The organism is Parabacteroides goldsteinii (genome assembly GCF_020091425.1).
GTDB classification, from domain to species: Bacteria; Bacteroidota; Bacteroidia; order Bacteroidales; family Tannerellaceae; genus Parabacteroides; species Parabacteroides goldsteinii.
This window is the reverse complement of the sequence record NZ_CP081906.1, coordinates 2238637-2252647: the sequence shown is the minus strand read 5'-3', so window position 1 is coordinate 2252647 and position 14011 is coordinate 2238637. Positions and strand designations below refer to the sequence as shown.

Genomic DNA, 14011 nt, shown 5'->3' with positions numbered 1-14011 from the left:
AATATTCCGGTTTGACGATTTATAAAACAATATAATCTATGAATAGTAGGGTTTTATTTTACAATGTATTCCTGTTTCTCGCTTTGCTATCCTGTTCCCATGACGGGAATTCTGAGATAGACGAAACCGGAGATGCTACACTTTCATTACGCATCACGATTCCACAGATCGGAACCAGAGCCGCTGACTCCGGAATCGAAAGACTCTATGTGGCTATTTTCGGCACTTCCGGCGAGAATGCAGACAAATTGATCGTCTCCCGCGAAGTCACACAAACAAATACTGTTGAAGATATTACCCCGCTGAAAGCCGGGACTATCCGGATGCTGCTGGTCGCCAATGCACCCGAAGGTACTTTCGACGGTTTAACCACTTTGGACCAATTCCTGGCCCTTACCAAGACGATTGAAAACGAAGATACAGCCCCGACAATGAGTTCGGGAGTACAGACTTACACATTGAAGCCTGGAAAAAATACGATCGGTTTGCAGAAGACGGGAGCCAATCAGATCTCTGCTTCACCGGTGACGATCTACCGCACGATTGCCCGTGTCCATCTGAACCAGTTGTTCCTGCGTCCACTGGAAGAATATAGCAACGGAGCCAGTTTTAAACTGGAATCCGTGTTTATGGCAAATGTCAAAAATTATTCCCGTTATATCAGTATGGAAGATTGGGGCGCTGTAGAAGTGACTGACCGCTCCCTTTCTGATTTCTTCCTTACTGGTGCAAATCCGGACGTTGAGGGCATTTATAAAGAAGGCTCTTCTAAACTGTCGGATAAGTTACTTACAACCTATAATTATGATTTCCGTACGGCTACTGACGAGACGGGCCTTATTGCTAACTGTGCAGCCAATTATACCGTTTTCGAAAATATGCAGGAAGCGACTTGGCATACGCTGCTGGTCCTTCACGGAACTTATCGTTATACCGACAAAAACGGGAATCCCCGCAACGTGGATACCTATTATCCCGTAATTGTAAACCGACAGCACGACCAGATATCCAATGTGACGAATCATCTGTATGTGCGCCGCAACGTGATCTACTCTATTGATGTCGTTATCAAAGGCCCCGGTTCCGATACTCCGTTTGACCCGTCCGATGATGCCACGCTGACAAGCATGATCGAAGTACAGGCATGGGGTGAGATTGTGGAGAATCCTTCAATTGATTAATACAGCTAAAATAAAACTGATATGAAACGAAGTAAAATATATCTGCTCCTTTTATCCGGTCTATTGCTGGCGGCTTGTTCGAAGGAGGATGAACCGTCTCCGACACTGGGGGATGAGGATGCCTTTGCCACTGTTTCCGTAGCGGTGGACGGTGTTGCCGGAACAAAAGCGACAAAAGCAGATACAGATCCGGGCACTACTGCCGAAAATGAAATCTACGACTTGAATGTTGTTTTTATCAATAGTAATAACGAAGTTGCCGGTCGTGCTTTTCGCAAAATTGATGATGCTCAGGATACTATTCGTGTGGGTTTAAAAACCGGTACTTATAAATTATTGGTGATTGCAAATGCCGGAGAAATGTCTTCTTTCAAGCCGGAAAAATATTATGATAAAACAGTTTCATTAGCTGACCAGGTAGGCAAATCTGCCGGTCAGGTCGGTGAAAAAGGTTTTATTATGACTAATATTGCCCAGGATGTAGAGATCAAAAAGACCGCGGAGAATGATGGTATAAATCTGATATCAGAGAAGGTTAAGCGGGTTGTTGGCCGTGTGGATTTAAGCCAGGTAGATATAGACAATGATTGGCTAGATAAAAATTTGAAAGGAATGAAGTTTAAATTATCCCAGGTTTTCCTTGTTAATGTTCGTCCCCAGTCTTATTTGTATGATACGAAAACAGGCTGGACTTTACCCGAAGGGGCAACACTGCATACGATGGAGTTTATAGAAGACCATTATTTATGTGGTATAGAAGAAAAACTTCAAGTAGGAGGGGAGATCGCTACCGGTAGCGAATATGCTGAATATTTGACAACAGCGACAGACGTTACCATAACAGGTGATAATAGCGAACTTCATAAAGGCATCGCCAGTTTCTACGCAATGACCAATTCGTTTGCTAAAGACGGAGTTGACCCGGTCATTCTTTATCTCAAAGGAAGTTGGTATGATGCGACAGGTAAGCCTGCTCTTACAGACCGTTATTATCGTATCAAACTACAGAACGGCGTTCAGCGAAACACTATTTACAAGATAGAGGCGACTCTTAAGGGTAAAGGATCCCCGGATCCGGATATAAAGGATGACGTAACATTATCCGTTACCATCACCGTAAAGTCGTGGGAAGGAAAAACACTTGATGTGATCACTATAAATGAAGAAATCGAAATATAATATGAAACATATTAATCATACTTGTCGATGGTTGGCAGCCGCCGTCTGCGCTTCAACCCTATTGCTTTCTGGTTGTATCCAGGAGAATTTGCTAGCTTGTTATAAACTGACTTTAAAGGCGGAAAATGCGAAGGGCCATGACGTCACGGGAAGTGCCCTGTCAGATGCTTCCCTCTATGTTTTCGATGAAAATTATGAATACCTCCAGACCGTCCGTATGACGGAAGGACAAATACGCAATCGCGAAGAAATCAGACTGAATTATCCGGAAGATCGTAACCTACATGTGATAGCCTGGGGAAATCTGGCCGGACAAAACCAGACTGTTACGGAAAGCGAGTTGATTGAAGAACTGAAGATCAAACTCAAAAGCCGTGACGGTCTGGCTCAGAAACCCGACGACCTGTTCTACGGAAACCGCCTGGTGCAGACTAAAGCGGGAGGCAGTCTCTACAATAACGATACGATCGTGGTCCGTCCCAAACTTTCGGAAGTCAATATCGTGACACAAAATATCAAATATGCCTTGAGGAAATATGATTCGCCGACCGATGCCGATTGTAATTATTACGTGGACCGTACGTTGGATGCGTTCGATTACCGGGGGCAGTTGACCGGCGACAGTGTCTATTACCACCCTGAAGCCGACTGGGACAAGAACAAGGAGTTTTTCGCTCCCAACTATAGGATGTGTGCCGGCGAGAACCTGAACGTGCAACTGACAGCCGAAGGCAATACGCTGGCCGTTGCTACCCACGACGACGACGGCAAACCGTTGACCGCTCCCGAAGCCGCTGTGCTTTATGTCATTCTGCGTTTCGGTGAAGACGGCGCACTGCTTTCCGTCCGCCAGGCAATCCGTCCCTGGGGTACGGTGGACGACCATATCGAATTTTAAATCAATCAACAATTAAATCAGTCCAGAAAGATGATCCGATATAAATTACTTTTATCCATAGTTGTTGCCATCATGTTGGCTTCTTGTTCGAAAGACGACGGGCCAGTCACACCGCCGGTCGAACAGGCCACGCTTTCCGTCGGGTTGCAATTGCGCAGCCAGGCGGGAAGTAAGGCAACAGGCGACGACCAGAATGCCTTACCCGGCGAGAGTGACATTCACAACCTGAGCGCATTTGTATTCAACAGCGATGGTTCTGCATTGATCGGCTACGGACGTGCGGAGAATCCCGATCCCGATAAGTTGGTCATTACCGATATAGAGACTACTCCCGAACGTGTTATGCTGGTCGTGTTGGCAAACATTCCCGGAAATATAGATAGTTCGGTCGGTAACTATGCCGGTTTGCAGTCACGTCTGGCCGACCTTTCTTCACAGACACAGGAATCATTGACTTTCAGCACACAGGTGGTCCGTACGGAACAAGCGTTGGTGAAAGGGGAGGACAACCTGATCGGTTATACAGCCGGAACGAACATTGATAATATTTCCACCCCGCTGCTGCTCACCCGCATTGCCGCCCGTGTGGAAATGAATACGATCGAAACCCGTTTTGCCGGTTCCCTGCTGGAAGGGAAAACAGTGCGGATCGACCATATCGCCCTGGCAAATGTAAAAAGTAATTCATATTATTTCAGCGAAGGGGATTGGGGTAAAGTAGAAGTCCCCGCCGGACAGGCAAACCTGCTCTATGGGGCGGGCGTCACGGAAGCCGCTTCCCTTTTTGCCCCCGGTTCTCATCCGTCCGATTATCTCGGCAGCGATTTCAGCCTGACAATAACCGATAATACACCCAGTCTGACTCCGGTTTTCGAAACTTATGCCTTTGAGAACAGTTCGTCCGACACAGACCCTACATTGCTGGTCGTAAAGGCAACCCTGGTGGAAACGAACCAGACCCGCATTTTCACCTCGCCGATCAACCGCAATGGTGTGCTGAACGGTTACGACCATAACTATGTGAAACGTAATTATATCTACCGTCTCCACGTCACCTTCACGGAAACGAGTTTCGACCCCGACGAGAATGACGATGCCTCGCTCGATGTCCGTGTCGAAGTGGCGGGCTGGGGATATGTACATCAAGTCGAAGAAGTAGAATAAAAAATGAACGATATGAAAACAATCAATATTACTCCCTTCCTGTTAGCATTAAGCCTCCTGGTATCCTGTTCGTCCGACGATGATAACGGTCCCGAAGTAATTGTGCCGCAGGACGCAACGTTGACACTGGCAGTCGCTCCGGGTTCGGTACTGACGAAAGCCAAAGCGGGGGAGACGCAGGAAGGAGAAGCAAAGATCAATAACATGTATGCCGCCTTGTTCAAAGCCGATCAAACGTTGCTGACTTCCGCTTATGTGGATTTCAGCGGTCAGACCGGGGAAACTCCCGATACGATACGGATCAGCGCAAAAAGTGATACGCCATACAAGTATATCATCCTTGTCAATGTCGGGAACATCAACTGTTCAAGTATTGATGATCTGATGGAAAAAACGTATAATCTGAAGGATATAAGCGTGGATAACCAGCCGATGGGAAGTAAATTCCTGGAAATTACAAGTCTGGAACCGGGAACCAATTATTACGGGAAAGAAGAGATTTTCACGAATAAACCTGCTGAGTATTCTTTCTACAGTACGAGTAATATCGAGGTTTACCGCACCGCCAGCCGTATCGACTTTGAAAAGATCAGTCTCAAATGGAGTGAGGCGGATGCCGGTGACCTGCTGCAAGAAAATGCCCGTTTCCACTTGAAACAGGTATATGTTGTGGATGCAAAAAGTACGACTTACCTGGCGGACCGTAAGTATGGTGAGAATAACTACTCGGTAGAAATAACGTCTGATCCGGCCTATTGGCATGGCAAGCCGGGAGAAGATTATCTGGAATCCCTGAATTTATTCCCTCGGGAAGGGGACAACACTTCGGCGACTATTCTGTCGGATGGAGAATGGGATATCACGGATAATCCGTTAAGATGTTACATCACGGAAAATACGGATGAAGCACAACCAACCATGTTGGTTTTGAAGGGGGATATACTTCATAAGGATACTGATACACCGATTTTGTCGGACCGTTATTATTTTGTCAAACTGTTGAATTTGATCGATAGTGATAATAAAGAAACCATATATCCAGGTGTAATCCGCAATAAGGTAATCCGTATCAGCGCTACGATCACCGGAAAAGGCTCCGGCGATGAGGAGTATAAGGAGAATGCTTATGTTACGGTAACCGTCACTCCCGAAAACTGGTCGGTCGAGACACAACATGAAGATGTAAACTGATAAAAACCTTTTGCAGCGCTGCAAACCTTCCATACACTCGTGTAACGGTTCTTGCAGCGCTGCAAAAGTTCCAAACACGACTGCGCGGACGTTTTGCAGTGCTACAAAAGGCAAAACACGGTTGCGCGGACAGTTTGCAGTACTGCAAAAGCCTCAAACAGGACTGTATGGACGCTGTGCAGCACTGCAAGATAAATAAATCATTAAAATCATAAATAACATGGAAATTAGCACAATCAGTGTCGGCCGTTTGAATAACGGAGCACATTACCTTTACAATGTCGATTTTTATAGCCGTATCGATGCTGATACGGCAGTAAAAGGTAAACTTACAGAAGTTTTGCCCGCCTACAAACAAGCCATCGACAATGAAGATCTCGCCTTGAAAATTTCGCAGAAAAGCCTGAACTCAGACAAGATAGACGAATATGATAAACAACGTGACACTCTTTTCATGGCGATAAAAGCGGTTGTGAAGGCACAAATGTCTGTTGCTGATCCGGAAGTTCACGATGCGGCTGTCAAGATCAACCAGTTGATCATTGATTACAAACTGAATGTAAGAGGCCAGTTGGATAAAGAGACCGGTCTGTTGATCAACATTATATACGACCTGGAAAATAAGTATGCGGCAGAAGTCCATAAACTTGGACTGGACATGTTCCTCACCCAGTTGAAGGATTCAAATCTCAGTGTCCGCAATTATACCGACAGTCGTAATAAAGAATTGCTCGATAAGCCTGATTATAAATTGGCAGAAGCCCGTAAGGCGACCGATGCGGCATACCAGAAAGTAGTCAGAATGATCAATGCGCATGCCGTATTGGAAGGGGAGGCCCTTTACAAAAATCTGATCATGTTGCAGAACCAGGAAATAGTACATTATAAACAGCAAGTTCTGAAACAATCTGTCCCTCCGTCGACCGGAGGTCCGGTACGCCCAACCGAACCAGACACTCCTACCGATCCGGAAACTCCGGGAGGCGGAGGCGACCGTCCGGAAATTGAATAGATATTGAATAAATAGTTAGTGTTGTATTTTTGAGAAGAAAAGGGGAACGCAGGTCATCAGCCGGTCGTTTCCCTTTTTTCTGTAATAAATGCCACCTTTAGGAAGGTATTCATAAAAAACATCGCTTTTCTCAGTTACCAAGGCATTTTTATCATTCTTGTGAGAATAATTTTTTGTTGACTTTTTTCGATCGTTTATTTTCGCTTAACCGCCCTGTTTTGCAGGGTGAATTTATCGTTTTCATAGGGTGTTTTTATCAAAATCAAGGCTTTAAAAAATACCGTACCACCCTGTAATATTTGCCTATCGTCCACTATTTGCCGTCGCCGTACATTTGCATTGTAATCGTAAGGGTAAAATTTTAATTCGATAAAAAACATTCATTTCTATGAACGCAAAAAATATCATCTCAGCAATTTTAATGGTTCTGTCATTCGCAGCCTGTTCTTCTGATATCGAAGGTCTCGACGACAACATGACAAACACAGGCGCAAACAACGGCGAAACTTCTATATCCGTACGCATGGTGACGGAAGGGGTTAGCACAAAAGCAGACACTCAATCAGAAACATTAATCAGTAATTATGTAATTGCAGTATTCGAAAAGAAATCCGGCGAACGTGTCGGTTATGCTTCTGGAACAGCTGATGGAGGTTCTCTGGATACTCCAATAGTCAAAGGTATTAATACAAAAGCAGGAATCGTCAAAGTGATTGTTGTAGCAAATGTTGATAAGGTGAACGATTTTGATAATCTCTACACCTATGATCAGTTCTCCACCAAAACAGTTGGAAACCTGAATAACCTGACAAAAGTTGGAATAAAAGATGATGTGACACTTTCTGAAACAGAGAACAAGCTGGAAGTTGAATTAAAGCAACTGACAGCCCGTGTAAATGTTACATTGAATGAACCGAAGGTTAGCGGCGGAAATGGCGTTACTGCCGAATTTAAAGCATACAGTTATTCAGCCAGTATTGCTAAAAACTCAACGGTAATATCTGCTCCTCAGGCAGGCGAAACAAGTTATGTAGATTTAAACGAAAATGGTGAAACTTCTTTATCCTATATGACGTATGCTGTAAAAAATCCAGAACTTACCGTAAATGCTAAATTGGTAATCTCTGTGAACGGGAACGTAAGACAGGAAACCAAAAGGGATATCGAGATTGAGTTCATCTCCAAAGATACAGGAAATCAGTTGGAAGCTTTGATTGCCGGAGAATCTTACAACCAGCAAATTGATGTAAACGTAACTGTTACTCAAAATTTTGATGTTTCATTTGAATATAAAATTGTTCAGATTAAAGATAACGAAAACCAGGATATTACATTCAATTAATCATAAACACCTCCCGAAATGATGATCTTAGTATTCACAGAAAAATAAATAAACAATATGATGATACACTCTAATAAAAATTTAATCTGTTTATTGATCTGTTTCTTTACATGTGTTGCATGTACGAACGAAACGTTGGTTGGTCCGGCAGTGGAAGAAGATGTACCGGTAACTGCCACACTCTCTTTCCAAACAACCAATCCTATCAAGATCGAGACCCGTGCTACGGATATTAGCACGGATAATAAGGTCAGTTCTCTTGCGATCTTTATCTTTAAGGAAAATGGGTCTCAGGTAGGGGATACTTACATTTGTACTTCAGATGAATTGAAGAGTGGAAATATAAGCATCCATACAACCTCCGGCACACGCTATATCTACGCTATAGCAAATTATAAAAACTCTCTGTTTGACTTGACGAGTGCTCTGAATCGCGTCTCTTCTTTCAGCGAATTGAAAAAACTTAATACAAAATTACTGCAAGAAAGCATATCTGTTCTCGACGGAGAATTTCTGATGAGTGGTTGCGTAGTTCCTGACAAAGAAACTTACAATTATGAGGCTGACCAGAGTTGTTCGATCGGTATAGACGGGGTAGTCAACGGTAAGATACAGCTCAGACATGTGATGGCTGCTGTCAATTTTAAAGTAAAGTGTACAAACAGCGAGGCTACTTTTACTCCAACCAGTTGGCAGGTTAAGAAACTTTCTCTTTGTACGAATGTTTTCGAACAGACAAATGATTATCAAACCAATGATGCTGCAGATTATTTCAACTCTAAAGCTAATGCCGATTTCACGAAAGATGGGGAAGGTTTTGATACTTTTTCTTTCCTGATGATGGAAAACCGAAAGAAAATGAAATCCAGCGGCATAACTGTTGATAGTCGCGATAAAAGAGAAATGACAGACGGTAAACCGGAAAAGTTTGTAGTGGCCAACGACAATTCTACTTACCTTGTTTTGCACGGTACGTATGAAGGTATGACTACACAAACCGTTAATCAGGTGGATGGTAAAAAATATGTGAAAGCGCAGGTTACCTATTATATTCATCTGGGCGTTTGGAAAGAAAAGGAAAAAACAGATTATACGAATTTCGATATTTTCCGGAATAACCGTTACACTTATACTGTCAGTGTAGCAGGAGTAGATAATCTGATTGTCGAAGTTGAGACAGATAATGAGACATGGGGAGGTGACGGCAATATGTTTCTCTCATCTCAAAATATACGGACCTTTGATGCTCACTTTGAAACGACAGTTATCTCTTTCTCTAAACAACAAATATTGGATTTAATTAAGGCATATGGAATAACACCTGATGGAGGAGATGAAGCCAAAGAAGTTTTCAAAGAAAATTTTGTAATACAAGCCGCTACTCCCAGAAATGGTTTTGTGTCGAATACTTCTGATATTAACTGGGTTAAATACAGAAGAAATCAGAAAGGGGTAACGACTTTTGCTAAATATAAAGATGTCTCGGATCAAGCCTATAGAGACCCTTTGGATGCGGATGGTTTTAAAGAAGATTTGTTTGAGGCGGCTTCAGATAATGAGTATCAAGATAACGATTCTATACGTTATACCTGCTTTATTGATGAATATTACTATGGAGATGAGGATGGAAACTATGACACACAAAAAGGTTTGTCATTGAAAGAGTTTATAAATACCCAACCCCGTACGATTCAAATTTCCACCTATTTCAGAAGGAATGATCAGTCCCCCAGTACGGTAAGTATGGCTGCGTATACCTTTTCTCAACGGCCTATTTGTACAATATATGACTTGGATTGTTTGGAGACTGGCGTAAATGGTTGGGGCTTGGAATGGAGTCAGGAAGGAGAGAACTTGTCTGCTAAAGGTAATCTTACACCTAAAGGTAAGAATTATTATATTCAAGGTCGTGTTAATACAAAAGGGTTTATAACTGAAACACGTTCTGATAACTGGGATTACTATATCGATTATAAGAATAACGATCTACAACCTGATTTGAAATATGCAGAATTTGCTTGTTTGACACGAAATCGAGATTTGAATGGAAATGGTATTATCGATGAAAATGAATTGCGCTGGTATCTACCAGCAGTAAAACAATACCTTGGGTTTATAATGGGAGAAGATGTGTTACCTAAAGAAGCTCGCTTGTATAGAAGAGAGGATGAGGGTGATAATTCGAGTTATTCTTATATAAGTAGTACCTTTTATCGTTCAAATTATTACGTATTGTTGGCTTATGAAGGAACTTCCTTTAAATCTTATGATAAAAGCTCTAATCCTTATCGTTGTGTACGCAATTTGATAAATGTAACAAATGATGTTGCAAATTTTGTAGAGTATTCCAATAAGAATGAAGATGGCTATGGGGATAGAACAGCTAAGTCATATTCTTTTGGAAGATTAAATTCCAAAGCTAAACGTAACAATGTGAGTGGTCCACTGACTTTTGGTCACAATACTTTTGACGAAGAAAATCGTTTGCCGGAAGCATTTGAGGTTAGTGAATGGTTTGATAATGAAAATGAAATTACTGCTTCGTATGCAAGTTTAAACAATCCATGTGCTGATCTGGGAAACGGTTGGCGTCTTCCAAATCAGAGAGAATTGGCAGTTATTGCTTACAATAGGGTAGGGGATCCGGATGGATTGGATATTGTAAAGTGCTATTTTAGTTGTACAAAATCAGCTTTTGATAATAACAAGTATTGTGGTTATAATCGATTTATGCCGAGTATGACTATGTGGGATGGGGATAAAAAGACTGTCGAAGGGATGGTGGATGGTTCTGTTCATCCGACAACACAGCCAATTGGATTTCGTTGCATAAAAGATAAAAATAAAGAATTATGAACCGAACAAGATTAGTCAAAAGAATAGCTGACCGACTCCTCATAGAAGAGGAGGAAGCTGCCCTGTTTATCAGAGTGTGGGAAGAAGAAGTGGAGGAGGCATTGATCCGGGAAGGCGAAGTGGGGTTGATGGGATTTGGAGCATTCACTTTATGGAAACAGGTCGGAAGACCGGGACGTAATCCCAGGGATAATACATCCTGTATGATCGCTCCGCGTAATAGCGTGAAGTTCAAACCGGGAAAGTTTCTTCTGGAGCATCTGAACAACCGGACAAAGACTCCGGGTGAAGACATTAAGGAAAAATAGATAGCAAACAACAGGAATATGGAAACCGGAAATAGTATTATAACTCAACTTCATATTATGAAACAAGCATCTGACGTAGAATCGATTTTATTGAATGAAGTAGATAATGAGAAGTACGTTTATCTCTATCTTGAAGGAGACACATGGTGTGCTTATGAACGTTCGGCTTATTATCTGGCAATGGAATTTCCTGTCGTTCTCGATAAGGAAATTGTGCACGATGGTTACGAAGTCATTCTGATGAAGGCTTCTTTCAACGTGGATAAAATGCAGCTACCCCTGTTCCGCACGGCTGTCCTGCGAACGGTGGCAGACGACCGCCTTCTCTTTCAGATCTCCCGTACTGTCGAGGGATTCGTGGAATGGAAAGAACAACAATTAAAGGGATTGCCGGCTTAATCGGCCGCCGGCTTTCCCTTGGGGATCGTTGAGGCATTCCCGTTCCTGAACGCCGTATAGTGGGGGGACAGGATCTCGACGCCGGCCTTATTGAAATAGTCCTGGATATTCTGATGCAGGTCCGAATAGATGCTTGTCATCTTGTCCGCATCCTGAATATAAGCGTTGATCTGATAAACGGGGTAGAAGTCGCTCAGGGACGTTTCGAGGACGAAAGGAGCTGGTTCAGGAATCACTCCGGGCGTTGCCTTGGCAGCATCGATCAGAAGCTGGTGCACCTGACGCCAGGGCGTGTCATAGCCGATCGTCACTTCGGAATGGATGATAAGCCCGTAACTCCTTGCCGACGAACTGTAATTGACTGTCTGTGAAGACATGATGAATGAGTTCGGTATCGTCACGATCTCGTTCTTTATCGTGCGGAGGCGGGTGACGAACGCTGTCTTTTCGATCACATTTCCCACCGTATCGTTCAGTTTTATGCGGTCGCCTTGTTTGAAAGCACGCATATAAGTGATAACGAACCCGGCAATAATATTCCCGATCACCGTGCTCGACCCCAATGAAACGATCAGTCCGACAAAGACGGACACTCCCTGGAACACGCCCGAATTGGCACCAGGCAAATATGGATAAATCATAGCAATCATAAACGCATACAGCAGGAATCGGACGATATGGTAGGTCGGCATCGCCCAGTCCGCATAAAAGCCGTTAATCTTTAGCCTTCCCGCATCTATTTCCGTAGCCAGGTAACGGATTCCCCGGATAATATATTTTATAGCCAGGCAGATCACTATGATTGTGAACAGGTTGGGGATATAATCCAGAATACCTACCAGGATACTTTTTACCGGGTTCCAGATGTAATAAGCGATTTTGTAGGCAAGTTCTTTGGTCTGCGGGAAGATCGAGAATAGGATAGGGATCGTCAGCACCAGCAGGATGAAAAGCAGCAGGTAGCGTACGATACTTGCCATGAAAACCAGCAGTTTTACCTGTTTTTGCGTATCCAGTAACTCGTAGTTCTGGATGGAGATTGGTTTCAACCTGGTATCTTTCAGTTGTTGGATGCGTGTTTTGGCTTTTTGGTAGAGCCAGGAAGAAAGGCGGAATAGCAGGTATTGGCCCAGCAGCACCAGCATGAAATAGAGGGCGTGTTTTCCTGTGTCCCACCAATTTTCATGGAGTTTGCTACCCCTTAATTGCGCAACCGTTTCCTGGTGCAACGAATCCAGTTTCTGGATTTGTCCGGCTTTCAGTTTGAAGGCGGCGTCTGTCTTTTGTATGGCGGACGAGTCGGTGTGCGTCAGGGTCGTATCGGCCGAGAAAATATCCTTGATTACTTTTTGCAGTTGGGCGTTTGCCGTTGTGTGCAGGAATAATAAGAGCAGGAAAATGTATAAAGTTTTGTGCCGTTTCATTTTGACGTTCATTTTTATTGTTGATTTACATACAACAAAAAGAAACGGGATAGGTTAAGTGAAAAAAATTATAAAAGGCGGCTGCCGGAGATTAGAATCTTCCAGGCAGCCGCCTTTCATGTTATCAGATAATCTGATTTATTATGATTTACCAGGGAGTGATCGTTACATTACGGAACTCCACTTCCTTGCCTTCGCTCTGCAAGCCGATATAACCGTCTTTCTGCTTGTTCCATCCGGTGTTCTGATAAACGCCGTTGATGTAGACGTTGATCTTTCCATCTTTCACATAGATGTTGGCCTCGTTCCATTCGCCGGCAGGTTTTTCGCTGCTCGGAGCGTTCTTTTTCACCACCGGGAAACCAGGACGGGGCTCACCCGGCTTGCCCTGGTATTGCATCAGGTCGGAGCCGCCCAGAAGGACAAAGTCGCCCGCATTACCCAGCATCAAGTTACATTCTATCCCGTTCGGGAACGGATTCTTCGGATCGGCGATCAGCAGGAAAATACCGCTGTTCGCATTCTGGTCACCGTTTGGCCAGCGCCATTCCACGTGCAGCTTGTAATTATCGTACTTTTCTTTCGTGTACATATAACCGAAAGGCTGGCCTTTGATCTTGATCACACCGTCGCTTACGGAATAAACCTGTTCGGGCGGAACGGAATTTTTGTCAACGACAAAGTTCCAGTTTGACAGGTCTTTTCCGTTGAACAACTTGGTTGTCTTCTGTGCATTTGCGTCGCTACCGAAGCACAAAAATGCTGCGGCTATGGCCGCCATGCAGAGCATTCTTTTTTTCATATGTAAATAAATTGCGCTCCCTATCTCAAGAGAGCCGTTTAAACCATTAATAAATTGATTTTTTTAGAGTTCAGACAAAACAAAAGAGAGCACTTGTATAGATACAAATGCGGTTGGCTATTATCTTTGGGCATTTTATAATTTTACAACAGCTAAGAAAAAAAATTTCATACACGCGTTAAAGGACTCGCAGTCTTGACCGCTTAGCAGTTGAGATCAGTTTCATGAGCGACCTCTTGCTGTTTCTTACGACAA

Annotated in this window: 12 protein-coding genes; 10 read left to right on the top strand and 2 right to left on the bottom strand. The window is 43.5% G+C overall.

The genetic code is table 11. The features are described 5' to 3' along the window. Positions 1-38 precede the first annotated feature (38 nt). From K6V26_RS10480 to K6V26_RS10435, 10 genes are all read left to right on the top strand, one after another. On the top strand, positions 39-1181 hold the full coding sequence (locus K6V26_RS10480; RefSeq protein ID WP_224265299.1) for a fimbrial protein: 1143 nt from the start codon (positions 39-41) through the stop codon (positions 1179-1181). Positions 1182-1202: 21 nt separating this feature from the next. Continuing rightward, a complete protein-coding gene (locus tag K6V26_RS10475) occupies positions 1203-2360 on the top strand; it encodes a fimbrial protein (protein ID WP_224265298.1) in 1158 nt (385 codons plus the stop codon). Position 2361: 1 nt separating this feature from the next. Next, a complete protein-coding gene (locus tag K6V26_RS10470) occupies positions 2362-3258 on the top strand; it encodes a FimB/Mfa2 family fimbrial subunit (RefSeq protein ID WP_224265297.1) in 897 nt (298 codons plus the stop codon). A gap of 30 nt (positions 3259-3288) precedes the next feature. After that, positions 3289-4422 (top strand): fimbrial protein, encoded by a 1134-nt coding sequence (locus tag K6V26_RS10465; protein ID WP_224265296.1) that lies wholly within the window; start codon positions 3289-3291, stop codon positions 4420-4422. A gap of 12 nt (positions 4423-4434) precedes the next feature. Beyond that, positions 4435-5613, top strand: coding sequence for a fimbrial protein (locus K6V26_RS10460; RefSeq protein WP_224265295.1), 1179 nt, complete (start codon positions 4435-4437; stop codon positions 5611-5613). Between the two features lie 220 nt (positions 5614-5833). Continuing rightward, on the top strand, positions 5834-6625 hold the full coding sequence (locus K6V26_RS10455; protein WP_224265294.1) for a DUF6261 family protein: 792 nt from the start codon (positions 5834-5836) through the stop codon (positions 6623-6625). 388 nt (positions 6626-7013) lie between these two features. Beyond that, the gene (locus K6V26_RS10450; protein WP_224265293.1) at positions 7014-7967 is read left to right on the top strand and encodes a hypothetical protein; all 954 of its coding nucleotides are present in this window, start codon (positions 7014-7016) and stop codon (positions 7965-7967) included. Between the two features lie 57 nt (positions 7968-8024). Continuing rightward, positions 8025-10823 carry a fimbrial protein gene (locus K6V26_RS10445; RefSeq protein ID WP_224265292.1) on the top strand — a complete coding sequence of 933 codons (2799 nt, stop codon included), beginning with the start codon at positions 8025-8027 and terminating at the stop codon, positions 10821-10823. Further along, a complete protein-coding gene (locus tag K6V26_RS10440) occupies positions 10820-11131 on the top strand; it encodes an HU family DNA-binding protein (protein WP_224265291.1) in 312 nt (103 codons plus the stop codon). Before K6V26_RS10445 ends, K6V26_RS10440 begins: the two co-directional genes overlap by 4 nt. Positions 11132-11188: 57 nt before the next feature. Continuing rightward, complete coding sequence (locus K6V26_RS10435; protein WP_195438041.1) at positions 11189-11530, top strand: hypothetical protein; 342 nt, start codon at positions 11189-11191, stop codon at positions 11528-11530. Here the strand turns inward: K6V26_RS10435 and K6V26_RS10430 are convergent. Together K6V26_RS10430 and K6V26_RS10425 are read right to left on the bottom strand one after the other, a co-directional pair. Next, positions 11527-12966, bottom strand: a complete 1440-nt coding sequence (locus K6V26_RS10430; RefSeq protein ID WP_224265290.1) for a mechanosensitive ion channel family protein — start codon at positions 12964-12966, stop codon at positions 11527-11529. The genes K6V26_RS10435 and K6V26_RS10430 overlap by 4 nt on opposite strands. 136 nt (positions 12967-13102) lie before the next feature. Further along, the gene (locus K6V26_RS10425) at positions 13103-13756 is read right to left on the bottom strand and encodes a 3-keto-disaccharide hydrolase (RefSeq protein ID WP_044214392.1); all 654 of its coding nucleotides are present in this window, start codon (positions 13754-13756) and stop codon (positions 13103-13105) included. Positions 13757-14011: the final 255 nt, after the last annotated feature.

Excerpts from the sequence above, each read along its gene's own strand:
- K6V26_RS10465 (WP_224265296.1), top strand. The coding sequence starts at position 3,289 with ATGATCCGATATAAATTACTTTTATCCATAGTTGTTGCCATCATGTTG.
- K6V26_RS10455 (WP_224265294.1), top strand. The coding sequence starts at position 5,834 with ATGGAAATTAGCACAATCAGTGTCGGCCGTTTGAATAACGGAGCACAT.
- K6V26_RS10475 (WP_224265298.1), top strand. The coding sequence starts at position 1,203 with ATGAAACGAAGTAAAATATATCTGCTCCTTTTATCCGGTCTATTGCTG.
- K6V26_RS10460 (WP_224265295.1), top strand. The coding sequence starts at position 4,435 with ATGAAAACAATCAATATTACTCCCTTCCTGTTAGCATTAAGCCTCCTG.
- K6V26_RS10440 (WP_224265291.1), top strand. The coding sequence starts at position 10,820 with ATGAACCGAACAAGATTAGTCAAAAGAATAGCTGACCGACTCCTCATA.
- K6V26_RS10445 (WP_224265292.1), top strand. The coding sequence starts at position 8,025 with ATGATGATACACTCTAATAAAAATTTAATCTGTTTATTGATCTGTTTC.
- K6V26_RS10430 (WP_224265290.1), bottom strand. The coding sequence starts at position 12,966 with ATGAACGTCAAAATGAAACGGCACAAAACTTTATACATTTTCCTGCTC.
- K6V26_RS10450 (WP_224265293.1), top strand. The coding sequence starts at position 7,014 with ATGAACGCAAAAAATATCATCTCAGCAATTTTAATGGTTCTGTCATTC.
- K6V26_RS10480 (WP_224265299.1), top strand. The coding sequence starts at position 39 with ATGAATAGTAGGGTTTTATTTTACAATGTATTCCTGTTTCTCGCTTTG.
- K6V26_RS10470 (WP_224265297.1), top strand. The coding sequence starts at position 2,362 with ATGAAACATATTAATCATACTTGTCGATGGTTGGCAGCCGCCGTCTGC.
- K6V26_RS10425 (WP_044214392.1), bottom strand. The coding sequence starts at position 13,756 with ATGAAAAAAAGAATGCTCTGCATGGCGGCCATAGCCGCAGCATTTTTG.
- K6V26_RS10435 (WP_195438041.1), top strand. The coding sequence starts at position 11,189 with ATGAAACAAGCATCTGACGTAGAATCGATTTTATTGAATGAAGTAGAT.